Source organism: Clostridium sp. HV4-5-A1G, from assembly GCF_900184915.1.
GTDB lineage: Bacteria > Bacillota > Clostridia > Clostridiales > Clostridiaceae > Clostridium_B > Clostridium_B aromativorans.
Genome location: NZ_FXYI02000014.1, coordinates 1 through 22,860, shown reverse-complemented (window position 1 = coordinate 22,860; position 22,860 = coordinate 1). Strand labels below are relative to the sequence as shown.

The 22,860-nt window shown below is 35.3% G+C and carries 21 protein-coding genes; 17 read left to right on the top strand and 4 right to left on the bottom strand.

Features of this window, described 5'->3' with window-relative positions; translation table 11 throughout:
- The first annotated feature begins 282 nt into the window (after nucleotides 1-282).
- Entirely contained in the window at nucleotides 283-1,239 is a 957-nt protein-coding gene (gene moaA / locus J5G60_RS03055; protein ID WP_150356645.1) for a GTP 3',8-cyclase MoaA, read from the top strand.
- 3 nt (nucleotides 1,240-1,242) lie between these two features.
- Here moaA and J5G60_RS03050 read toward each other — a convergent pair whose 3' ends face one another.
- Entirely contained in the window at nucleotides 1,243-2,130 is an 888-nt protein-coding gene (locus J5G60_RS03050; RefSeq protein ID WP_150356644.1) for a LysR family transcriptional regulator, read from the bottom strand.
- Between the two features lie 178 nt (nucleotides 2,131-2,308).
- Here J5G60_RS03050 and J5G60_RS03045 point away from each other — a divergent pair, with 178 nt between their 5' ends.
- The 10 genes from J5G60_RS03045 to J5G60_RS03000 all read left to right on the top strand — a co-directional run bounded on the left by J5G60_RS03045 (nucleotide 2,309) and on the right by J5G60_RS03000 (nucleotide 12,963).
- The gene (locus J5G60_RS03045; RefSeq protein ID WP_150356643.1) at nucleotides 2,309-3,229 is read left to right on the top strand and encodes a LysR family transcriptional regulator; all 921 of its coding nucleotides are present in this window, start codon (nucleotides 2,309-2,311) and stop codon (nucleotides 3,227-3,229) included.
- 189 nt (nucleotides 3,230-3,418) lie between these two features.
- Nucleotides 3,419-4,321, top strand: coding sequence for a bifunctional enoyl-CoA hydratase/phosphate acetyltransferase (locus tag J5G60_RS03040; RefSeq protein WP_150356642.1), 903 nt, complete (start codon nucleotides 3,419-3,421; stop codon nucleotides 4,319-4,321).
- Between the two features lie 26 nt (nucleotides 4,322-4,347).
- Complete coding sequence (locus J5G60_RS03035) at nucleotides 4,348-4,491, top strand: hypothetical protein (protein WP_229981640.1); 144 nt, start codon at nucleotides 4,348-4,350, stop codon at nucleotides 4,489-4,491.
- Between the two features lie 305 nt (nucleotides 4,492-4,796).
- The gene (locus tag J5G60_RS03030) at nucleotides 4,797-6,095 is read left to right on the top strand and encodes an MFS transporter (protein WP_150356641.1); all 1,299 of its coding nucleotides are present in this window, start codon (nucleotides 4,797-4,799) and stop codon (nucleotides 6,093-6,095) included.
- 271 nt (nucleotides 6,096-6,366) lie between these two features.
- Complete coding sequence (locus J5G60_RS03025; RefSeq protein WP_150356640.1) at nucleotides 6,367-7,533, top strand: acyl-CoA dehydrogenase family protein; 1,167 nt, start codon at nucleotides 6,367-6,369, stop codon at nucleotides 7,531-7,533.
- A 246-nt stretch (nucleotides 7,534-7,779) separates the two neighbouring features.
- The gene (locus J5G60_RS03020) at nucleotides 7,780-8,922 is read left to right on the top strand and encodes an acyl-CoA dehydrogenase family protein (protein WP_150356639.1); all 1,143 of its coding nucleotides are present in this window, start codon (nucleotides 7,780-7,782) and stop codon (nucleotides 8,920-8,922) included.
- A 12-nt stretch (nucleotides 8,923-8,934) separates the two neighbouring features.
- A complete protein-coding gene (locus J5G60_RS03015) occupies nucleotides 8,935-9,723 on the top strand; it encodes an electron transfer flavoprotein subunit beta/FixA family protein (protein ID WP_150356638.1) in 789 nt (262 codons plus the stop codon).
- A 15-nt stretch (nucleotides 9,724-9,738) separates the two neighbouring features.
- Entirely contained in the window at nucleotides 9,739-10,749 is a 1,011-nt protein-coding gene (locus tag J5G60_RS03010; protein WP_150356637.1) for an electron transfer flavoprotein subunit alpha/FixB family protein, read from the top strand.
- A gap of 49 nt (nucleotides 10,750-10,798) precedes the next feature.
- Entirely contained in the window at nucleotides 10,799-12,481 is a 1,683-nt protein-coding gene (fadK, locus tag J5G60_RS03005) for a medium-chain fatty-acid--CoA ligase (RefSeq protein ID WP_150356636.1), read from the top strand.
- Complete coding sequence (locus tag J5G60_RS03000; RefSeq protein ID WP_150356635.1) at nucleotides 12,436-12,963, top strand: hypothetical protein; 528 nt, start codon at nucleotides 12,436-12,438, stop codon at nucleotides 12,961-12,963. The genes fadK and J5G60_RS03000 overlap by 46 nt, the downstream gene beginning before the upstream one ends.
- Before the next feature lie 2 nt (nucleotides 12,964-12,965).
- Here J5G60_RS03000 and J5G60_RS02995 read toward each other — a convergent pair whose 3' ends face one another.
- Complete coding sequence (locus tag J5G60_RS02995; RefSeq protein ID WP_150356634.1) at nucleotides 12,966-13,850, bottom strand: LysR family transcriptional regulator; 885 nt, start codon at nucleotides 13,848-13,850, stop codon at nucleotides 12,966-12,968.
- A 179-nt stretch (nucleotides 13,851-14,029) separates the two neighbouring features.
- Between J5G60_RS02995 and J5G60_RS02990 the strand changes: the two genes are divergently transcribed.
- The 6 genes from J5G60_RS02990 to J5G60_RS02965 all read left to right on the top strand — a co-directional run bounded on the left by J5G60_RS02990 (nucleotide 14,030) and on the right by J5G60_RS02965 (nucleotide 20,141).
- Nucleotides 14,030-15,319 (top strand): MFS transporter, encoded by a 1,290-nt coding sequence (locus J5G60_RS02990; RefSeq protein ID WP_150356633.1) that lies wholly within the window; start codon nucleotides 14,030-14,032, stop codon nucleotides 15,317-15,319.
- A 73-nt stretch (nucleotides 15,320-15,392) separates the two neighbouring features.
- Nucleotides 15,393-16,184: an SDR family NAD(P)-dependent oxidoreductase gene (locus J5G60_RS02985; protein ID WP_150356632.1), complete on the top strand. Its 792-nt coding sequence runs from the start codon at nucleotides 15,393-15,395 to the stop codon at nucleotides 16,182-16,184.
- An 84-nt stretch (nucleotides 16,185-16,268) separates the two neighbouring features.
- The gene (locus J5G60_RS02980; RefSeq protein WP_150356631.1) at nucleotides 16,269-17,318 is read left to right on the top strand and encodes a zinc-dependent alcohol dehydrogenase; all 1,050 of its coding nucleotides are present in this window, start codon (nucleotides 16,269-16,271) and stop codon (nucleotides 17,316-17,318) included.
- Between the two features lie 88 nt (nucleotides 17,319-17,406).
- The gene (locus J5G60_RS02975; protein WP_150356630.1) at nucleotides 17,407-18,591 is read left to right on the top strand and encodes a CaiB/BaiF CoA transferase family protein; all 1,185 of its coding nucleotides are present in this window, start codon (nucleotides 17,407-17,409) and stop codon (nucleotides 18,589-18,591) included.
- 34 nt (nucleotides 18,592-18,625) lie between these two features.
- Entirely contained in the window at nucleotides 18,626-19,885 is a 1,260-nt protein-coding gene (locus tag J5G60_RS02970; RefSeq protein WP_150356629.1) for a CaiB/BaiF CoA transferase family protein, read from the top strand.
- Nucleotides 19,815-20,141, top strand: a complete 327-nt coding sequence (locus tag J5G60_RS02965; protein ID WP_150356628.1) for an MFS transporter — start codon at nucleotides 19,815-19,817, stop codon at nucleotides 20,139-20,141. Before J5G60_RS02970 ends, J5G60_RS02965 begins: the two co-directional genes overlap by 71 nt.
- Nucleotides 20,142-20,223: 82 nt before the next feature.
- Here J5G60_RS02965 and J5G60_RS02960 read toward each other — a convergent pair whose 3' ends face one another.
- Together J5G60_RS02960 and J5G60_RS02955 are read right to left on the bottom strand one after the other, a co-directional pair.
- Nucleotides 20,224-21,558 carry an APC family permease gene (locus tag J5G60_RS02960; protein WP_150356627.1) on the bottom strand — a complete coding sequence of 445 codons (1,335 nt, stop codon included), beginning with the start codon at nucleotides 21,556-21,558 and terminating at the stop codon, nucleotides 20,224-20,226.
- 39 nt (nucleotides 21,559-21,597) lie between these two features.
- The gene (locus J5G60_RS02955; protein WP_150356626.1) at nucleotides 21,598-22,755 is read right to left on the bottom strand and encodes a pyridoxal phosphate-dependent aminotransferase; all 1,158 of its coding nucleotides are present in this window, start codon (nucleotides 22,753-22,755) and stop codon (nucleotides 21,598-21,600) included.
- Nucleotides 22,756-22,860 lie beyond the last annotated feature (105 nt).

Below are 22,860 nucleotides of genomic sequence, written 5' to 3'. Positions count from 1 at the left end.
AATTTCCAATTCAAAAAAAGTGATTGCTTATTCCAAAAATGAATAATTTATGATGCCTATTAGGATAGTAAAATATTTTAACTATTCCGTTTTTGAATCGATTATATAATAATTTTAAATTGATTGCAGGTACAAATTATGATTTACTAAATTAAATGGATAATTGTTTAAGAGACGTTTATCATCTATTGAAAACGATTAAACAATATTTAGATAGATATATTAATTTTGGTGGATGTTTAAAGATGCGTGAGTATAGGAGTCACGTGATGGAGGAATAATATGATAGATTCATATGAAAGAAACATAAATTATTTGAGAATATCCGTTACAGATTTATGCAATCTCAGATGTAGATATTGTATGCCTGAAAAAGGTATAACAAAGATACAACATGATCAGATATTGAGGCTGGAGGAAATATATGAACTGGCAAAAATTTTTGTGTCACTGGGAATAAAAAAAATAAGAATAACAGGAGGAGAACCTCTAATTAGAAAGGGCATCATAAATCTAATTGAAAACATAGGCAAGTTAAATAAAATTAAAGATTTTGCCATGACTACAAATGGAATACTTCTCAAAAAGTATGCCGGAAATTTAAAAAATGCAGGCCTCAATAGGGTAAATGTTAGTCTGGATACTTTAGATCAGAAGAAATACTATGATGTAACTAGGGGAGGATGCCTGAAAGATGTTTTTGAGGGAATTGAAGAAGCTAGGAAAGTGGGACTTGCGCCGATAAAATTAAACACGGTTTTGATCAGCGGATTTAATGACAGTGAGATAGAAAGCTTTGTCAATCTAACAAAATATGAGAAAATAGATGTCAGATTTATTGAACTTATGCCCATTGGACGGACAAAGGACTGGTCACTGAATAAATTTATATCCAATAAAACGGTTTTAGAGAAAGTTAAAGAATTAAAAAAAATTGAAAGAAAAGATGTGTCATCGCCAGCTGAATACTATAAATTACCTGATGGGAAAGGTAGGGTGGGACTTATAAGTCCTGTTTCCCATAAGTTCTGTAGAAATTGCAACAGAGTCAGATTGACAGCAGATGGTAAGCTCAAAGACTGCCTCCTTTCAGATTATGAAATAGATTTGAAATCGGCACTGAGAAATGGAGGAAATTTGAAAAAAATAATAATTGACTCAATTAACAACAAACCTAAGGAACATAATCTGGAGAAGGGAGAGTATGTAAAGAGGAACATGACGGCTATAGGAGGATAATGATCATTCATTGTTTCTATCAATTAACATTTTAATTAATTCTCTGACCTTGGGATTTTTTTGACTGTGTTTGTTGATAACAGCTCCCAATGTAGCTGGAATACTGGGGTAGAGAGGTATTAAGACAACATTGTTAGCTAGTAATTGGCTGGCCAGTTTACGTGCTATTAAAGCAGAACCAAGTTTAGCTTCCACACCGCCTAAAATAGTTTCAGGTCTTCCTCTAAATATAATATTCGGGACAATATGATGTTCTTCGAAAAAAGCCATGCATAGATGGGATATGCATGTATAGGTTTCCATCAGCATAAGAGGGATATTTTTTAATTGTTCCGGGGTAATATGATCTAGTTTTGCCAGGAGATTGTCTTTGTGAACTGCCAGGACAATTTTATCCGTTGAAACGGGGACAAACGGGTTTTTGCCGTTGGTTAAGTTTTGTTCGTCCCAATAGGTCAATGCTATGTCAAAATTATTGCCTAGCAATTTACGAAATAATTGAGGTTCTTCCAATTCCTTGAGGTTAATTATAAATGAAGGGTTTTCCAATTCAAATCTGCTTACTGGAATGTGAAAGCCGAAACAGCTCATTATAGGCAGAGTTAGTACTGTTATTCTGTATTTGTATCCAGGTTGTAGTTTTTTTGCCATGTATTTTAGATGATAGATTTCTCCTAATATATGTCGTGCCTGGGGTAATAATTGTTTACCTTCCTCCGTTAATTTTACATGCCTGCGGCGGCGATTAAAGAGCTGGACACCTAGTTCACGTTCCAGTGCCTGTATTTGTTTGCTGACAGAAGATTGGGCAATATTTAACTCTAAGGCGGTTTCCATGTAACTGCCCGTGTCTATTATGGTTACAAAATATTTTAATTGTTCTTCTGTCATCATAACTCACCTATTCCATTTTTGAATCAATTATATAATAATTTAAAATTGATTACAAGTATCGATTTTGGTATCTTGATAATGAAGGAGCCTTTTAAGATACAAACTAATGTAAACTATTTCAAAGAAATGTATTGTTATAAGGCAATATTTAAAATATAAAGAGGAGAAATATGAGATGCCAATTAGCTTATTACGTGAGTTTATTGTGCTTTCTAAAAACTTGAATTTTAGTATAACAGCACAGCAGCTCTATATTACACAATCTGTACTTAGTAAGCATATCGCTTTATTGGAGAAAAAAATTGGCTTAACTTTATTGGTAAGAAACCACCATGGTGTTGAATTGACTGCAATAGGAAAATTATTTTTAGTAGAGGCCATTGCTATTGTAAACCGATATGATGAAGGTATGAAAAAAGTAAAAATGGCGGTATATGGAATTAAAGCGGAATTGAAAATCGGTTATTTATATGCACATACTAAAGATATTCTTGTATCATCTATACAGCTATTTAAAAAACATTACCCTCATATTGAATTAAAATTAATGGCTTGTGAATATGGAAAATTAGCTCAAAAGCTTAAAAATAGTGATTTCGATTTAATCCTGACAGTCAATTTTGATAAAGATATTCTATCTTGGTGCAATACGTACAAGCTATATGAAGATGTTCTTTGCGCTGTAGTATGTAATGATCATCCCTTAGCTAAGCAGCGAAATGTTACGATTCATGAACTGAATTCAGAACGTATTTTAATGCCTTCAAATGATGATTTTAATGGATATGCTACATTTGTGAATGAGATTTTTAATTCGGAAAAATTATCCCAAGATAGGAAGATTCGATATAAGTGTATAAATTCTTCATTATTGATGGTCGAAGCGGGATATGGTGTTGCAATTGTACCACAAAGGCTCAAGGTTAATGCAAGCAAAAAAATTTGTTTTATACCACTTAAGGGAGAACAATATTCTTTTGATGTTATTGCAGCCTGGAGAAAATCAAATAATAATCCAGCGATAAAGAAATTCATTCATATATTGTCACAAGTCGAATATAATTGTTTTTGCAATGAGAAAATTGAATCGTTTTAAAATTAATGGGCTATTTCTAATGAAAATAATTTCCAAAGGAGGTAGCATTTTTTACTTGTAATTTGTAAAATAAAATAATAGGGACAGCAGCTAAGCTTAAAGGAAAAAATTATTTGCTTGCTGAACGTATTCTATCTAAGGTGTTTAAGGGGTGAAGAAAAAGCAAAGTGGTACTTAGGGGGAAGAAAAATGATAAAAAATCTTAATGATTTAATAGAGCAAATTAAATCAAAAAGATGGGGAAAAAAGAAAAGGATCATTGTAGCTGCAGCAGAGGATTTGGATATATTGGAAATAGTTAAAAAGGCTACAGAACTTAAATTAGGAGAATTTATACTTGTAGGAGATAAAGAAAAAATAGAAAAAATAGCAATTAAAAATAATAAGAGACTATTATGTGAAATAATTGATGAGCCTGACAATAGAAAGGCTGCAGAAAAAGCAGTGGAATTTATAGTAAAAGGTGAGGCAGATATAATAATGAAAGGACTGCTGCATACAAGTACATTTCTAAAATCAGTGCTTAATAAAGAAAATGGATTGAATGCGGGTAGATTGATAAGTCAGATTTCAGTGTTTGACAAGGAGTTTGGAGAAGGGCTTCAATTACTGACTGATTGTGCTATGGCAATACAACCTAATTTGGATGAAAAAAAGCAAATCATAGAAAATTCAGTATCACTAGCAAGAAAAATAGGATATAAAAAACCAAGGGTAGCTCTGCTATCCGCACTTGAAATAATAAACCCAACAATACAAGATACAGTAGAGGCTGCAATACTAAGTAAAATGGGTGACAGAGATCAAATAAAAAATGCAGTAATTGATGGACCTTTTGCATTGGATAATGCAATATCACTGGAGGCAGCAAAGCATAAAGGAATTAAAAGTGAGGTTGCAGGAAAAGCAGATATCCTTGTAGCACCTAATTTGCAGGTAGGTAATGTTTTGACAAAAGCACTTACATACTATGCACATAAAGATGTAGCAGCAGCAGTAATGGGAGCGAAAATACCAATTATAATGACTTCAAGGACTGATATGATAAAAAATAAATTACTTTCAGTAGCCTTAGCAAGTTACATTTCGTGATAAGTTATTTGAAAGAGAGGTATGAAATGAAATATTGTATTCTTACTCAATTAAAATATATTGGAATGCTTGCTGAAAGAGATCTTGGTTATAGATCTGTTTTTATAACGGATGATAAAATTAAGCATTCCAAGTTATTTGCCAGACGACTAATGAGTGATGAAGTGTGATCTAAATAGAATTAAATTGTAAGTGAGGCTTGCCTAATAGGGTGGGCCTTATTTTTATATTTTGACAAGTCATAGTTTGTAAAATTTTAAAATAATACTCTTCTTGAGATTTTTTTATTTTTTCGGAAAATACTAATTTTTAGCTATCTGTTTATATTGGACAAGTATATCTCTCTATCAAATTATAGTTAATAACTATTAATAACAATAAAAGCAATAATTAGTAACTATTGGAAATAAAACAGATGTTTAAGTAAAATTTAAAATGACGAATTATTAAATTTAAGAATGTTAGGAGGAGTAAAATGGATATAAAAATTGGAAATAAAAGATGGAGAATCGTTCTATTACTGACGTTATGTTATTTAATCTTATATATGGATAGATCCTGTATGTCTATGGCAGGTCCGGAAATGATAAATTATTTTGGATGGAATGCTAGTGAATTTGGTTTAGTTTCCACAGCTTTTTTTATTGGATATGCTTGTACTCAGATTTTAGGAGGATGGCTGGCAGATCGTTTTGGTGGCGGAAGAGTTGTTATGTTTGGAGCCATATGGTGGTCCGTATTTGTTTTCCTTACTCCATTTGGATCAACAATAGGCCTTATGGTTGTAATACGTATAGTGATGGGGATGGGTGAAGGTGTTTCACTTCCAGCCATGTCTACAATTATTGCAAAATGGGTACCTAAAAAAGAATCGGGACTGGCATGGGGTATAAGTATAATGGGTGTTTCCATGGGTATTGCATGTGCAATGCCGCTTTCGGCTTGGATTATTAAAATATGGAGTTGGCAGATGGTATTTCATTCATTTGCATTTCTAGCACCAATTTGGGTAGTTATTTGGTGGAAATTTGGAAAGGACAGGCCAGAAGATTATGCTAAAATAAGTAAGGAAGAACTGACGTATATAAGGAAGAAGACATCGGATGACAGCTCTAGTCCAAATGAAGATAATGATCTCACTTATAAGGACATATTTTCTACGCTGTCTGTATGGACAGGTGCATTGTCATTTTTCTGTACCAATTATTTATTTTATCTGTTTATGACGTGGCTTCCTACATATTTTGTAAAAGGAAGGGGATTTGAAATGGGAGCAAGTGCTATTTATACGATGATGCCCTATATTGTTGCAACTTTTACATATCCTATTGGGGGATGGCTAGCAGACAAAGCAGCTAAGAAATTTGGGCATAATATGGGTAGAAAATTATTTCCACTTATTGGAATGGTGGGGGCAGGAATATTACTTGTATTGGGCTCCAGGGCATCAGATCCTATTTCCGCAGTTGTACTTATATCCATATCAAATGGTATATTGTGTTTAACAATGGGAGGGTATTATTCTATGCCTATGATCTTCTCTTCCAAAGATGCAGGAAAAATTACTGGACTTTATGCGACTTTCGCTACAATAGGAGGTATATCAGCTCCGTTGCTTACAGGGATAATAGTTGATAGTTATGGATACTCAAGTGCTTTGTATCTGGGTGCAGGTATATCTATACTGGGTGCAATTATTTTATTGACAAGTCAAGTGAGACCTATAGTACCTATATCTAAGAGAAAATTATCAGATAAAAAAGTACAAGTGTAATTTTTGATTATTTGAGAAAAGGAGTACTGTAAAGTTATTTTTTAAAATAACTTTACAGTACTCTATTTTTATAATTTTGATTTGTCTTGTATGGCAGTCTCCTATTTTTGGCTATTTGTGTATGTTAGATAAGTATGTCTTTCCCTCAAAATTATAGTTAATAACTATTGATAGTGACAAAAATGATAATTAGTAACTATTGGAAATATAATAAACGTTTAACTAAAATGGAAGCATAGAAGTTTTTACAAAATATCAGGGAGGTAGTAAGGTGTCAAAATTAAGCGAAAACGAATTCAAAGCATACTTAAAGCAGGTAAGAGCTTTAGCTGAAGGTCCTTTTGAGGAAATTCAGAAAGAAGTTGAGGTAACAAATAAGTTCCCTCAGAAATTCTTTGACCTGGCAATTCAAAACAATTTATATAGATGTGCGTTGCCGGAGAAATATGGTGGATGGGGATTGAGCCCATTGCAGATATTACAAGTACAGGAAGAGTTCAGCAGGGGACCAGGAGGAATGCGTATGCACCTTCATTATGCAGTAGATATGAACTGGAGAATTCTCGATGATTTTGGAAATAGAGAATTGAAAGATGAATATATGGACAAATTTCAGGACAAGACAATTTTTACCTGCTTTGCTTTAACGGAAAAAACGGGTGGTACAGGTGCAGATTTGCATACAAGGGCTGTAAGAGATGGTGATGACTACATAATAAATGGTGAAAAGACTTTGATTTCTCATACAGATTGTTGTGAATTTGCATATGTAATTACTGTTACTGATCCAGATGCTCCTAATGATAAGAGATTATCTGCTTTCTTTGTACCAGTTAATACTCCTGGTTATGAAGTCGTTCCTATGCCTCATATGATGGGATGTCGCGGTGCCGGGCATGCAGGATTAAAATTTACCAATATGAGAGTTAACAAGAAGTATCTACTTGGTAAAGAAGGAGACGGACTTAAGGTGGCAATACACTCATTATCTGTGTCAAGGGCTCATATAGCAGTGAGTAATCTCGGCATGGCACAAAGGATGCTGGAAATGGCTATTGCGAGAGCAAAAGACAGAGTCACATTTGGTAAACCGTTGGTTAAAAGACAAGCAATACAGCAGATGATTGCAGATATGGGTACTGAAATATTTGCACTGAGAATGATGATCTATAATTTTGCTAAAGATTATGAAGAAGGTAAAGATATTGAAATGAAAGCAGCTATGTGTAAGCTTCATAGTATAAATACCGTAAAATTAGTGTCTGATTATTGTCTGGAGATATTTGGTGGTATTGGATATTTTGAAGACAATCCTTATGGACCGGTAGAAAGAATGTATCGTGATTGTCGTGCAATGTGGTTAGAAGAGGGACCTAGATCGGTTCAAAGATTAACGGCTGCGAGAAAATTAATTGCAAGTGGCGGTGTTATTGATTAATTTTCTTATTATAATTTGCAAGGTGGAAAAAATATTTTAGTTCCAAAGTAGAAATGCTTTGTGAAAGTATTTTTGAGTTAATCCGGACTTATTCGGCTATATGCAAGAATTTGATCCGGAAGCCTTGCTGTATCTAAAATAGCAGTTATTACATGGAAAAGATATTATGAAATACATTCAATATATACACTTGGGATCTAAAAGAGAATTAGAACTGCTTGAAAAATAATGAGAGGTGGAAAATTAATGAGCTTATTGTATACCAAGGAGCAGAAAGAATTAATTGCTCTTGTAAAAGAGATGGCAGAAAATGAAATTAAGCCATATATTCAGGAATTAGATGAAAAAGGCGAATGTCCCAGAGAAATGTTTAAGTGTTCTTTTGATATGGGGCTTCATATGCTTGAAATCCCTAAGAGTTATGGTGGAACTGGTTTAAGCTATGAGACTACGGCTATGATTTTTGAAGAGCTGGCAAAGGTTGATGCAGGTTATGCAATTACTTTTGTTACTACATTTGTTGCTTTAAGAAATGTGATTCTTTCCGGTACTCCTGAACAGGGCAAGTATTTTGCTGATGTTATTGGGAAAGGCAATTTTGCATCTTTTGCACTTACTGAACCCAATGCAGGTTCAGATCCTGCAGCTATTAGGGGAACTGCTGTAAAAGACGGAGATGAATATATTTTAAATGCCTCTAAGACATTTATCACAAATGGAGCCTTGGCTTCATTGTTTGTAGGATTTTTCAAAACTGATCCGGAAGCAGGACATAATGGAATTTCGGCATTTATTATTGATGCAGATACACCGGGAATTACTATTGGAAAACATGAAGATAAAATGGGACTCCGCTTATCAAATACTACGGATGTCATTTTTGAAGATGTCAGAGTCCCTGCATCCAATATGCTGGGAAAAGATGGGGGCGGATTTAAACTGGCATTAAATGCACTTAATCTATCCAGAGCTTTCGTTGCCACTTTAGCAGTAGGTATTATGCAGAGGGCTTTAGATGAATCTATAAAATATGCAAAAGAAAGAAAACAATTTGGCAAGCCTATTATTAAATTTCAGATGGTACAGCAGATGCTGGCTGATATGGCAATTAAAATAGAGGCATCTAGAGTATTGGTAAATAATACTATGCGGTTAATGGACAATGGAAATCTTGTTCGTAAGGAAGGTGCTATTACTAAGAGTTTTGTATCTGATTGTGCTCAAGAAGTTACGTCCAATGCAGTCCAAATTTTTGGCGGATACGGATATAGCAAAGAGTACCCTGTAGAAAAGCTTATGAGAGATTGTAAAGTATTTCAGATTTTTGAAGGAACTAATCAAATCCAAAGAATGACTATAGCAGGTGTATTAGAAAGGGAATATAAATAAGGGGGAAGCAAGATGAATATTGTTGTTTGCGTTAAGCAGGTTCCTGATACGACGGAAATTAAAATTGATCCAGTAAAAAATACTCTCATTCGTAAAGGAGTTCCAAGTATTTTAAACCCATTTGACAAAAATGCTTTAGAACAAGCTCTTAAATTGAAAGACAGATATGGTGGAAGGGTCACTGTAATTTCTATGGGGCCTGACCATGCAAAGGAAGTTTTAAGGGAAGCTCTTTCTATGGGTGCCGATAAAGCATATTTAGTTACGGATAGGGCCTTTGGTGGTTCAGATACTTATGCTACTAGTTATATTTTATCTAAGGTAATTGAAAAATTAGGGTCCTTTGATTTTGTCCTTGTGGGAAAACAGGCAATTGATGGAGATACAGGACAGACAGGTTCAAGCATTGCAGAGCATCTGGGAATTTCTAGACTGAGTTATGTCCTTGATATTGAAATAAGTGAGAGTAAATGTATTGTAAAGCGTCAGGTGGAGGAAGGTATAGAAGTGGTGGAAACAAAATTACCGGTTCTCTGTACTTTGACTAAGGAAAGCAATAAACCGAGGTATGCAACTATTAGGGGGAAAATAGACTCGTTAAAAGCAGAAATAGAGGAGATTCACTTGACGGATGTGCCCGATATCGATACTACTAAAATTGGACTCAATGGTTCGCCTACAAGGGTAAAAGCAACTTTTACACCAAAGCGTCAGTCCAGTGGTGAAATAATGGAAGCTGTAAATCCGGAAAAAACGGCGAAAGTTTTAGTGGGTAAGCTTGTGGAATCAAAATTATTATAAAGGGGATTTTTAATTATGAGTTTTGAGGAATATAAAGATATATGGGTATTTATAGAATGCTTTCAAGGGCAGCCAAAAAATGTTGGATTTGAACTTTTGGGGCAGGGAAGGATACTGGCAGATAGGCTCAAACAGAAATTATGTGCAGTGGTTATTGAAAGCAATGTCGATAAGGCAATTGATGGTGCAAAGTGTTACGGTGCAGATAAAATTTATGTAGTTCAGGGAGAAGAGTATAAAAATTATTCTTCTGATTCCTATGGAAATGCATTTTTAAAATTATGTCATAAATATAGGCCAAATACCATTTTAATAGGTGCCACTATAAGGGGAAGGGAACTTGGATCTAAAATTGCAGTTAGTCTGAGGACAGGTCTTACTGCGGATTGTACAGCGTTAAGTGTAGATGAGGATAATGCAAATGTTGTATGGGAAAGGCCTGCCTTTGGAGGTAATCTCTATGCTCAGATTCTATGCAGTGGCACACGTCCTCAGATGGGTACTGTAAGGCCAGGTGCTTTTAAAAAACCGGAAAAAGAGGAGAACAGTATTAGCAAAATAATTACAGAAAATATCAGGATGGATAAAGTTTCTGCTCTTACAAAAGTAATAGATTTCATTAAATCTACGGAAGATGCTGGAGTTAAACTGGAGGAAGCGGAGTATATTGTGTCTGGCGGAAGGGGAATGAAAGGACCGGAAAATTTTGCAATGCTTAAAGAACTAGCCGATTTACTGGGAGGAGCCGTGGGAGCATCAAGAGCGGCTGTGGATTCGGGCTGGGTTCCCCAATCAAAGCAAGTAGGACAGACTGGTAAAACTGTTTCACCAAGAGTTTATATTGCATGTGGAATTTCTGGAGCAGTGCAACATCTTGCGGGAATGAGTTCTTCAGATACTATTATAGCAATTAATAAAGATGAATCTGCGCCGATTTTTGAAGTAGCGGATTATGGTGTAGTAGGTGATGTATTTGAAATGGTTCCGGCATTAATTAAAGAAGTTCGTTCAATAAAAAACCTATAATTGAAGAATGTTTCAAGCTGTGTTCTTTCTTATAAGGAGATAAAGGGCTATGATAGGTGAAATTAAGATAAATAGCAGTCGAAAAAAAATATATGAAAAAATGGGATACTGGGGGGATAAAACTCTTCTGGATTATTGGAATGTATCTGTGAAAGATTATGCGGATCGAGAATTTGTTGTAGATGATAGAGGATACCGGTACACCTATAAGGAGATAGACGAAAAGGCGGGGGTTATTGCTTCTTATTTTATTAAGGTTGGTATTAAGCCAGGAGATGTAATTTCTTTTCAGATACCTGTATGGAGTGAATTTGTTCTGATTGTTGTTGCATGTATGAAAGTAGGTGCTGTAATTAATCCTATTGGTATGTGTTATGACGAAAAAGAAGTTGTTTATCTTTTGAATCTTACTGAGAGTAAAATTTTTATTTGTCCAACATTGTATCATAAGACCGATTATGAAAAATCGATTATATCGGCTAAAAAATATATAAAAAGTTTAAGTAATGTTGTGTTGTTGGATAATCTTAAAACGAAAAAAAGTGAAAATGTTACTTTGAAAGAAATTCTTTCTACTTATACTACTTTAGCAGATGAAGTTAAAGTCAATAGTAATGATGTTGCAGCTGTTCTTTTTACTTCAGGGACTACCGGGCACACAAAAGGGGTCATGCTTACACATAACAACATAATATTTAGCGAAAGATATTTTAACAGAGAATTAAGTCTTACTAAAGATGATGTTATGTTTATGCCTGCACCGTTAAACCATGCTACTGGATTTCACCATGGAATTATTGCCCCTATGTTTATTGGAGCAAAGGTTATTTTGCAGAGTAGGTTTAAGAGTAAAGAGGCAATTGAACTTATGAATGCGGAAAAATGCACTTATTCAATGGGTTCAACCCCTTTTATATATGATATTTTAAATGATATGGAAAATGAGGGGCTGCGTCTTAATTCGTTAAAATTTTATCTTTGTGGCGGGGCTCCAGTGCCTGGGAATATGGTTCGAAGAGCTTATGAATATGGTGTTAAACTGTGTGAAGTCTATGGTTCTACAGAAAGCGTTCCTCATGCATTTGTGAGATTAGATGAAACTTTGGAATTGATGGGAAGTACTTCAGGAAGACCTGTAGAGGGAGTAGAAGTTCGTATTGTAGATGAGAATAGGCAAGATGTTTTTCCAGGAACAGTTGGGGAAGAAGTATCTCGTGGACCCAATGTATTTGTAGGATATATTAATAACAAAAAAGCTACGGATAAAGTATTGGACGATGAAGGGTGGTTCTACAGCGGCGATCTATGTGTCGGCGATAAAGATGGCAATATTAAAATAGTAGGAAGAAAGAAAGACATGATTATCAGGGGAGGAGAAAATCTTAATCCCAATATTATTGGCAGCTATATTGTCGAGTGTCCAATGATTCAGGATCAGGCAGTGATAGGGATGCCTGATGAGCGGCTTGGCGAACGGATTTGTGCTTATGTTGTATTGAAGTCAGAACAGAGATCTTTAACGTTAAAAAAACTTTTAAAGTACTTGAAACAGAAAAGGATTCCCAAAAGGTATTGGCCAGAAAGATTGGAAATTATAGGTGAAATTCCTAGAACTGATAGTGGAAAAGTGAAAAAGAATTTATTGAGGGAAGATTTAAAATTACGTATGCATAAGGAGGAATTAGTTTGCGAGAACAGGAATTTGGGCCAAGGAGATCTAAAGAGACTGTAAAACCTGGAGTTATGTGTCAAGAGATAGTGTTCTATTATTGTAAACATTGTAAAAATCTTTTTCAGCTGTTTGGTGCTGGGGAAGGAAAAATCCTTACTTGCTGTGGCGAAAAAATGCAGTTATTGGATGCTAAATCTCCTTCAGAAGTTTCAGAGTGTGTGTTGATTGATTATAAAATAACGGGGGGATACAACGAAAATGCAGTAGAAGTTTTCTGGAAAATAAAAAAAAGGAATGTTTCAATAAAATGGATTTATATTAAAACTTTTACAGGGGGACAGATAAAGTATGTGACAAATCCCCAAAAAACATCTTTTATATTTGCGTTGGCGGATGAAGATGCCTATGCGTATTGTGATGAAGATCCCTGCTTGGAATGTGTCTTTCAGTGTAAAAGGGGATTTGAAATCTATGCATATATGGGGGCAGGTGTGTTGATAAAGGTTCCTCTGGAAAAAATGCATGCCAATTGGCAGTCCTGATCCTATAGCTTTTTCTCCTTTTTAATTATATAGCTTATAAATGTCTTTACAGGTATGGTGTGATAATGTTTTTTACCATAACACATGTATACTATGTGTGCATTGAATTTGGATGGCATGTCCAACTTAATGAGCTTTAAATTATGAAATTGAAGTAAATACGGAGTGTGTGCAACTATGCCAACTTTATCTGTAGAAGACACAATCCCACCAATGGCAACTTCATCGTCAAAAGCATATGTTGCACGTAAACCAAAGGGCTTTAAAAGTTTTTTAACGGATTTTCCAATGGATAGATTATCCCGGTAGGTGATTAGAGAATAATTATGGATATCTTTGAGATTAACGAATTTTTCTTTTGCCAAAGTATGATTAACGTTTACAATGAGAATAAATTCCTGAGATATAATCGGAATAAACTCAAGATCAGGTTCGTTTTCCAAAAAAGAGCAAAATCCAATGTCATATTTTTCGGACTTAATACCTTGTACAATTTCCGATGTCACATTAGTGAAGATATTAAATTTTGTTTTGGCATTTAGAGTTTTTAAAAATCGGTTAATTGCCTTGGGCAAAAAATTATATAATGTTGAGACACACCCTATATCAATACTTCCAGCGATATTTCCAGTTTCTTTTTTCACATAATCAATTCCTTTTTCTAGTTCATTTAGAGATGCACACACATAATGATAGAATTGTTTTCCATACTTTGTCAGTTTAGCGTTTCGACCATTTTTAACAAAAAGTTTAATACCAAGCTCTTCTTCCAAAGATGAAATGGAGCCACTTAAAGTGGGTTGTGTTATATACAGCTCTTGAGCAGCTTTAGTGAAATGTTGTAGTTCAGCCAGTTTTTTAAAATAATATAATTGGTTTAAGTTCATGGATATTCCCCCTTAAGTATATACTTAGTTTTACAAATTTTACAGTATGTTCATGTAAATTTTATCACAATATTATGATAATTTCTACATTTTAATAAATTTTCAGCAAGATTTATGCTAATATTTTCAATTATTATAATAATGTGAAATTTTTAAGTAGGAAGGAAGTAAAAAAGACAATGAGTTCAGAAATTGGTAATAAGCGATGGTTTATTGCATTTATGATGGTTTTTGTTTATGCTGCTATGTATCTTGGCAGATCGAGTCTTTCATATGTTGGACCCGTACTTATGAAACAATTTGGTTGGAATGCTACCCAGTTTGGTTTGGCTTCTACAGCATTTTTTATAGGTTATGGTCTTACAATGCTTCCATCTGGCCCGTTAGCCGATAAATTTGGTACTACCAGAGTCTTAATATTCGGTGTTCTTTTCTGGTCAGTGTTTGTTTTCTTAACGCCATTCGTTGCATCACTTGGAATGATTATCATCGTTCGTGCCTTAACTGGTGTAGGTCAAGGTACTGTTCTACCTTCTAATGGTACGTTGATGTCAAGATGGATGCCTCAGAAGGAAGTTGGTTTAGCACAGGGCATCGTTATGATTGGCACACCGTTGGGTATTGCTCTTACCATGTTAACTGCACCATTTATCATGGCAAGTTTTGGCTGGAAGTCAGTTTTTTGGATATTTGCTCTTATAGGCCCTATATGGACATTTGTTTGGTTGAAGTTTGGTAAAGACAGGCCTGAGGATGATCACAGGCTTTCTAAGGCGGAATTAGAGTATATTAAATCAGGCCAGGTAAACAAGGAAATTACTGGGGATGCTGCCAAAGTTGTTGCCAAAGATATTTATTCAACACCATCTGTATGGATTGTTGCTCTTTCTTATTTCGCAAGTAACTATCTATTCTTTATGTTTATGACTTGGTTGCCTACTTATTTTGCCATTGGGCGTGGTTTTTCAATGAAAACAGCCGGTCTGCTTTTAGTAGCGCCTTATATTGTAGCTATGTTTTGTTATCCCCTTGGCGGCAAATTAGCCGATTCATTTGCTAAAAAACTGGGAGATAATGTAGGTCGTAAAATGTTCGAGGTTATTGGGCTAGCTGGAGCTGCTATTTTATTAGTATTATCAAGTTTGTCTACTAATATTATTGTAGCTGTTATATATCTTTCTATTTCAAATGGGCTACTTTCTATCACTCAAGCACCTTTCTTTTCAACTGCTGTCATTTATTCGCCGAAAAATGCTGGCATGATTTCTGGATTATATGGATTCTTTGGCACAGCAGCAGGCCTTATAGCTCCGATTGTTACTGGTATCATAGTTGATTCTGCTGGTTATAACAATGCCCTTTTTGTAGGTGCTGCAGTTGCCGTAGTTGGTGCAGTTATAATGTTATTTGCCAAAATTAAGCCGGTTGAAGCAAAGAAAGCTAAGTTTAAAGGCCCTGTATCTATCTAAATTAATTTGAAAATTTAGATATTTCAATAAGTAACAATTATATAAAAAATTATAAGTGAAAGGATTGATCAAAATGGATGATAAGACGACAGAAAATTGGTTCAAAAATGGTGAACCTCTAAAAGGGAAGGTAGCAGTTATAACTGGCGGCGGGACAGGAATTGGACGTGCTACTGCATTGACATTGTCTGCAGCAGGAGCAAAAGTAGTGTTAGCAGGACGAAGAGTAGGAAAACTGACAGGAGTTCAGGAAGAGATCGAGGAAGCTGGCGGCGAGGCCCTAAGTGTTGCCACAGATATCTTGGTTCAGAAAGATATAGATAATTTAATGGCACAAGCCTGTAATGCTTTTGGAACAGTTGATATCTTAGCGAACATTTCAGGTATAGCAATTCCAAGAATAAATACCCTTGATATTAAAGCAGAAGATTGGGACAAAGTTCTTAATACTAATCTGAGGGCAACATTTTTTGTTTCTCAGGCTGCTGCTAGGATTATGGCTAAGAAGGATGGAGGCAGAATCGTCACTATGACATCAGAAAGAGGTGTAAGGGTTTTACCAAATATAGTTCCCTATTGTACTTCAAAAGGAGCTTTAATGTCCATGACAACTGCATTGGCTATAGATCTTGCTCCATACAATATTAATGTTAATGCTGTAGCCCCTGGATACGTCATGACAGATATGGTTTCAGGCCTGTTGGCTGACAAAGCAAGATTACAAAGCGTTCTTGATAGAACCCCTTTAAACAAGATGGGAACCGTAGATGAAATGGCAGCTGCTGTGCTTTATTTCTGCATTCCTCAATCATCATATACTACAGGGCAGACATTGATATTGGATGGTGGATGGGGTTGTCAGTAATCCGAAAAAATTGTTTTGATTAAGCGATAAGTTATTAGTAAAGACATAAAAATTAATAAAATAAAAAATGGAGGTAAGTTTATTATGAAGGGTAATATGGATGCTATTTTAAAAACTAAAGGTGCACCTAAAAGTGTGGAATTTGCTTCTGTGCCGATTCCTCAAATCACTCCTGATCAGGTGTTAGTTCGAATTAAAGCCAGTGGAATCTGTGGAACAGACCATTCTCTATATCATTGGAGTGAGGCAATCGCAAGTTCTTATGATCTCAGTTTTCCTGCTATTTTTGGGCATGAATTTTCTGGAGTAATAGCCGAAGTGGGAAGCCAAGTAGAGGGAATTAAGGTTGGAGAACGTGTTACTGTAAATCCTATAATATATTGTGGAAAGTGTAGTTATTGTGCAGAGGGGAATATCGAAGTATGTGACAACCGTCCGTTTTTAGGAACAGACTATGATGGCGGATTTGCACAGTATGTAGCTGTTAGAGCTGTCAATATAATAAAGCTCCCGGATACTGTAAGCTTTAAATCAGGGGCGTTGATGGAACCCTTGTGTGTAGCAATCCATGCTGTGGACAGAGTTAAACCTGAATTTGGAGATTCTGTTGTAGTCATGGGGCCAGGAGCTATTGGGCTTTTGATGCTTTTAGTTTTAAAAAATATGGGTGTTGGAAAGGTAATTGTAGCTGGAACTTCAGCTGACAAGGAAAGACTGGAAATGGCCAAAACATTAGGAGCCGATTATATCCTAAATACACAGGACGAAGGTGCTGTGAAAAAGGTAAAAGATCTTACTGGAAGCAAAGGTGCAGATGTTATATTTGATGCTACCGGCCATAATTCTGCAATTCAAATGGCTGTTCAAATGATAACTAAGCGCGGCAGAATAGGTGTGACGGGATTGCCTCCAAGACCAAGTGAACTCATGATGACTCAAATAGCAATGAATGAAATTAGCATTATTGGAAATAGAGCTTATGAACGTAAGAATTGGCTCCAGGCTTGTAAAATGATAGATCAGGGTTTAAACATAGAAGCAATTGGGACCCATACGATGCCTCTAAAAGACTTTGAAAAAGGCATTGATTTGATTGATCAGAAAAAAGGATTGAGAATTATACTTCAACCGTAGCGTTTTATAAAAAGAAGATATTAGTAAATTCAGTATTCCTGATATTTGGAACTGAATTTACTATTTTATAGATTTGGAGGATTGTAGAATGAGTATAAAACCAATTACGAAAATAAAAATTCTTGATTTGACAAGGTATTTGCCGGGAGGTTATGCTACACAGGTATTTGCAGATCTTGGAGCTGAAGTAATAAAAATCGAGGAAATGAAAAAGGGTGACTTTTGCAGGGGAGATGAACCGAAAATTAATGGTGTAAGTTATTATTTTTCTGCATTATGTCGTAATAAAAAAAGTCTGACAGTTAATCTCAAAGACAGCAGTGGAAAACGAATTTTTAAATTATTAGCGAAAAAAGCGGATATAATAGTGGAAAATTTTAGGCCTGGAGTTACCAAACGATTGGGAATTGATTATGCTGAAATAAAAAAAATTAACCCTAAAATAATTTATTGTTCTTTATCAGCTTTCGGGCAGAGCAATCCTGCAAGTTTAAAGGCCACTCATGATTTAAATTTACAGGCGTTAAGTGGATATTTATCGCTAAATGGAGGTAAACCTTCTCCCATACATTTGGCGGATGTGGCAACTGCAATGGTATCTGCCATAGGAATTTCAATAGCTTTGTTTTATCGCGAAGTAACTGGGAAGGGTCAGTATGTAGATGTAGGGATGTTTGATTCTTTTTCATGGTGGCTGAGTTTGTTGTATAGTAGATTTCATTTCCAGGGAAATAAAATTTCTCCGGAGACAATTGAGTATCCGGCGCTTTGCTATAATACCTATGCAACAAAAGATAACAAGTTGATGGCATTTGGCATGGTTGAGCCTAAATTCTGGAAAGAGTTTTGTGAAAAAACAGGAATGGAGGAACTCATACCTAAGCAATTTTTGAGACGCCATGAAGCTCCGGAAGAGTGGGAAAAACTATCTGCTTTGGTAGCAAGTAAAACTCAAAAAGAATGGCTAGAGTGGCTTAAAGGTAAAGATATTTGTATTGCTCCAGTTAAGAATGTAGCGGAAGCTGTAAAAGATATGATGGAAGATGATACTGGAATAGTTGATTATGTGAATTTTCCCGTAGTGGGGAGCATACTGCAAACGGCATTGCCATTAAAAATGTCGGAGGTTCCCGTGTCATTTCAATCAGCAACTCCGCCACCAGCATTAGGGGAAAATACCGCAGAAATATTAGAGAAAATTGGATTTAGTAAAGAAGATATAAAAGATCTGGCGGAACAGGGAGTTATATCTCTATATAAAGAATTGGATTAATAAAATAAACTAAATAAAGGAGAGGTTTATGAGTATGAAAGGCTTAGAAGGACTTAAAGTTATAGAGTTAGCTGGTTATGTGGCAGCACCAGCATGTCCAAGAATTCTTGGCGAGATGGGAGCAGAGATTATTAAAATTGAGCCGTTTACAGGAGATGAACAGCGTACGCAAGGTGCCAGCCATGGAATGTTAAAAACGGATGTTGAAGATCCATCATTTGATATGAGCAGTATAAATAAAAACTGGCTGGCGGTAAATTTAAAAACTGACGAGGGAAGAGAATTTGCTTATAAATTGATAGAGACAGCTGATATTTTTATTACAAGCTTCAGGGATAAGGCTTTGGAAAGATTAGGTATGGATTATGAAACTATTCACAAAAAATTTCCACATATTGTTTGGGGTCAAATGAGAGGTTATGGAGAAAGAGGACCTGAAAAGGACTCAAAGGGATTTGATGCCACATCTTATTCAGCTCGAGGAGGTCTTATTACGGCATTTCCTCAGAAGGGCGAAAGTCCTGTTAATGTGGTATCTGCATTTGGTGATTTCAATGCAGCTATTGCTCTGGCAGCCGGTGTTTTAGCTGCTTTGGTGAGAAAAGACAGAACAGGAGAAGGAGATAAAGTTGTCGTCAATCTTTATCATACTGCCGTATGGGCTATGCAGATTGCAGTAGTTTCTCGTCAATTTGGCAGAGAATATCCAAGGTCTAGAAAAGAAGTCCCATGTCCGTCCAATAACTGTTATCAAACTAAAGATGGAGTTTGGTTTATGATCTGTTATGGTAATTATAATAAATATTTTGAGGACATGTGTCATGCCTTTGGCCTGGAACAATTGATCGGCAACAAGGAACTGGATACATTAGAAGCACTGGGGAAGAATGGCAAAAACGTTGATGTTATCAGATACTTTGAAGAAGCATTTGCCAAAAAAAATTGGAATGAGTGGAAAGTAATATTTAAAAAATGGGATATGCCTTACCAGAAATGCTTTACTATTGATGATATTATTTCGGATGAGGAGGCCTATGATAATGATATATTGAGGCATATTAATTACGATGCTTTTGGGGATAGAGTTATTCCAACAAGTCCAATTAGATTTGGGAGTATAGGTGATCCTGAGCTGTGGCTGAATAAACCAGTTGGATATGATACTATTGAATATATGAAAAAATATGGTTATTCTGAAGAGCAAATTGATAAGTTAATTGCTGATGGTGTTATTAAAGCTTACAAGGGCAAAAAACTCAATTTTAATAAAGTTAAAAAGGGACCTGGACTTTAGAAATTTTGACGCCCCTGAGTTTAAAACTTCCGGATCAATTACCTTGAGGGGAGTTGGATTTGCAAATGCGGCAGGTAGAGTTGCATCTATTGTAACACCTCCTATAATTGCTGCAATTTTGACAACTTATGGAACAAATGCAGTTTTTGCTACAGTATTAGGACTACTTGTATTTTTTGCAGTTGTTATAGGTGTTGCAGGGGTTGAAACAATGGGCAAATCACTGGAAGAGATAAATAAGGATGTATATTTATGATCATTTAAAATAAGTTAATGAAAAAAGTTTACTTTCATAACTTGCTAAATCATGAAAGTAAACTTTTTGTAGAGAAGTCTGATTAATCCTTGTTCATTGCCTTATAAACAGGTAGTCCTATCAATGTTAATACCAAACCTATTCCAGCATTCATTGGTTGTGTGATTATAGTATTAATAAGAATATACAATCCACCAATGATTGCCACTGCAGGAATTATTGGATACATCGGCACTTTATAGGGCCTATATAAATCTGGCTGTTTCTTTCTCAATATAAACACACTATAGAAAGTAAGAATATAAAATATAAATATTACAAATATAGTGAGATCTGTCAATTGATCAAATTTACCTGAAAATATGTATATTATACTTACAATGATCTCTAATATGCCAGCATTTACTGGAGTTTTAAATGTCGGGTGTAATCTAGATAGCCATGCACTTCCTGGTAGAGTTCCTTCTGTAGCTAGTTTATAGGGAATCCTCATACAAGTTAAAATATTTCCATTCAATGTTCCAAATACGGATATCAAGATACCTATAGTTATGATTTTTCCACCGTTTGTTCCAAATATTATTTTTGCAACATCTGCAGCTGGAGTTTCTGTTGCAGCTAAAGCTGATGAAGGCAATACGAATAAATAAGCTATATTTATCAATAAATATACGGCCATAACTAGTGAAAGGCCTCCGATTATTGCTTTAGGGAGATCTTTTGAAGGATTCTTCATTTCACCTGCAATGACGCCTACGCTTATCCAGCCATCGTAGGCAAACATTGTTGCTATTAAAGCTGAACCCAATCCTGAAACTACCGGATGATCTGCTGCTGCTATTGGAAGCAAGTTAACGGTGCCGCCGCCACCTTTTACTAATCCTACAATAATGATAGCTACTAAAGGTATTAATTTACATATTGTTGATACTGTTTGAATGTAAGCACCTGTTTTCGAACCAAGACAGTTCATTGCAAATAAGAAAACGGCCGTAATAATGGCAATAATATTCAGCATTCCGCCTGATATTCCCGTTAAATTAATAACTTGAGTTGAAAATATAATAGCTAATGCAGCTATTGTAGCCGGATAGAAAATAACTGTCTGTACCCATCCCAATAAAAACCCCCAGATTTTACCGTATGCTTCCTCTAGATATACTATCATGCCACCTGTTTTTGGTATTGCCGCAGACAGTTCCGCAACTGTAAGTCCACCTGCTATTGATAAAATTCCTCCCAATATCCATGCAATAATTCCCAACCCTGGTGCTCCTGTTGCATTGAAAATTGCATGAGATTTAAAGAATACTCCGGAACCGATAACCATTCCTATAACAAGTGATACCGCTGGTATTAGTCCAATTTCTTTTTTAAGACTGCTTTCATTACTAATTGCTTTTTTCGATTCGTCCATTATTTTTCATTCCTCCAGTTTTATAATGGTGTTTTCTGATTATAAACTTTTAACAAAGTTGTTTATCCTTTTAATTCCTTCTTCTATATTTTGATTTGAAGTTGCATAAGATATTCTAACAAATCCCTCGCCGTGTTTCCCAAAACCAGTACCTGGAACCACAACAACTCGGGCTTCTTTTAATAACCTCATTGCAAATTCTTCTGAAGTTAACCCTGTTTTGGTTATGTTTATGAATGCATAGAATGCACCTTTTGGCTTTTTGCAAGACAGGTTCTCTATTGAATTGATCCCGTCATATATCAGTTTTCTTCTTTCTGCATACTTCTCAATCATATTATTTAATGAGTCCTGTGGACCTTCCAGAGCTTCTAGTGCAGCAAATTGCGTAGCTGAGTTAACACATGCACAAACATTTTCTTGCAATTTAGTCATATTACTAATTATTTCCTTGGGACCTGCTGTAAAACCAACTCTCCATCCAGTCATAGCATAACTTTTTGAGAAGCTATCTATGAGAATTGTCCTTTCCTTCATGCTCTTTATTGAAGTTATACTGGAGAATTTGACATCATCATAAACAAAACGTCTATATACTTCATCTGAAAATACCAACAAGTCATACTTTATAGCAATTTTGGCTATATCTTCTAATACTTCACGGCTCGCTACGCCACCTGTTGGATTTGCTGGTGAATTTATTATTATTGCTTTGGTTTTAGGTGTAATTGCTTTAGCAAGCTTATCAGGATTATAAATAAAACTGTCTTCTTCAAAAACTTGTACAAATTTTGGTACAGCACCACATATTAATACTTGATTGGGATAATTTGTCCAGCAAGGATCAGTAAGTATTATTTCATCACCTTGATTAAATGCGGTGATCATTGAAAGCATTAATGCTTCCATCCCTCCAGTAGTTATAATGATTTCAGTTTCTGGGTCATAATCAATTCCATTATATTCTTTTAATTTTTTTGACACAGCTTTTCTCAATGGTAAAATGCCAGCATTAGGAGTATAATGTGTTTCTCCAGCATCAAGAGCCTTTTTTGCAGCGTCAATTATATTCCGCGGAGTTATGAAATCGGGCTCCCCGACAGCAAAGCTTATTACATTATCCATTGTAGATGCAATATCAAACATTTTTCTAATAGATGAACGCGGAATTTCAGTGGCTTTTGATAATTTAATCATAATGTTCTCCTCCAGACTTTATTTTAGTTTTTTGCATTTATCTCTTTTTTATTAAAATTATTAATATGTATCTTATAAACATCTGACGCTGCCGACGAAGCTACA

Bases quoted from the DNA above. Each gene is read 5' to 3' on its own strand.
- J5G60_RS03020 (WP_150356639.1), top strand. From the start codon at position 7,780: ATGAGCTTATTGTATACCAAGGAGCAGAAAGAATTAATTGCTCTTGTA.
- J5G60_RS03035 (WP_229981640.1), top strand. From the start codon at position 4,348: ATGAAATATTGTATTCTTACTCAATTAAAATATATTGGAATGCTTGCT.
- J5G60_RS03010 (WP_150356637.1), top strand. From the start codon at position 9,739: ATGAGTTTTGAGGAATATAAAGATATATGGGTATTTATAGAATGCTTT.
- J5G60_RS03045 (WP_150356643.1), top strand. From the start codon at position 2,309: ATGCCAATTAGCTTATTACGTGAGTTTATTGTGCTTTCTAAAAACTTG.
- J5G60_RS03040 (WP_150356642.1), top strand. From the start codon at position 3,419: ATGATAAAAAATCTTAATGATTTAATAGAGCAAATTAAATCAAAAAGA.
- J5G60_RS03030 (WP_150356641.1), top strand. From the start codon at position 4,797: ATGGATATAAAAATTGGAAATAAAAGATGGAGAATCGTTCTATTACTG.
- J5G60_RS02965 (WP_150356628.1), top strand. From the start codon at position 19,815: ATGGTGTTATTAAAGCTTACAAGGGCAAAAAACTCAATTTTAATAAAG.
- J5G60_RS03050 (WP_150356644.1), bottom strand. From the start codon at position 2,130: ATGACAGAAGAACAATTAAAATATTTTGTAACCATAATAGACACGGGC.
- J5G60_RS02960 (WP_150356627.1), bottom strand. From the start codon at position 21,558: ATGGACGAATCGAAAAAAGCAATTAGTAATGAAAGCAGTCTTAAAAAA.
- J5G60_RS02985 (WP_150356632.1), top strand. From the start codon at position 15,393: ATGGATGATAAGACGACAGAAAATTGGTTCAAAAATGGTGAACCTCTA.
- J5G60_RS02975 (WP_150356630.1), top strand. From the start codon at position 17,407: ATGAGTATAAAACCAATTACGAAAATAAAAATTCTTGATTTGACAAGG.
- J5G60_RS02990 (WP_150356633.1), top strand. From the start codon at position 14,030: ATGAGTTCAGAAATTGGTAATAAGCGATGGTTTATTGCATTTATGATG.
- fadK (WP_150356636.1), top strand. From the start codon at position 10,799: ATGATAGGTGAAATTAAGATAAATAGCAGTCGAAAAAAAATATATGAA.
- moaA (WP_150356645.1), top strand. From the start codon at position 283: ATGATAGATTCATATGAAAGAAACATAAATTATTTGAGAATATCCGTT.
- J5G60_RS02970 (WP_150356629.1), top strand. From the start codon at position 18,626: ATGAAAGGCTTAGAAGGACTTAAAGTTATAGAGTTAGCTGGTTATGTG.
- J5G60_RS02995 (WP_150356634.1), bottom strand. From the start codon at position 13,850: ATGAACTTAAACCAATTATATTATTTTAAAAAACTGGCTGAACTACAA.
- J5G60_RS03015 (WP_150356638.1), top strand. From the start codon at position 8,935: ATGAATATTGTTGTTTGCGTTAAGCAGGTTCCTGATACGACGGAAATT.
- J5G60_RS02955 (WP_150356626.1), bottom strand. From the start codon at position 22,755: ATGATTAAATTATCAAAAGCCACTGAAATTCCGCGTTCATCTATTAGA.
- J5G60_RS02980 (WP_150356631.1), top strand. From the start codon at position 16,269: ATGAAGGGTAATATGGATGCTATTTTAAAAACTAAAGGTGCACCTAAA.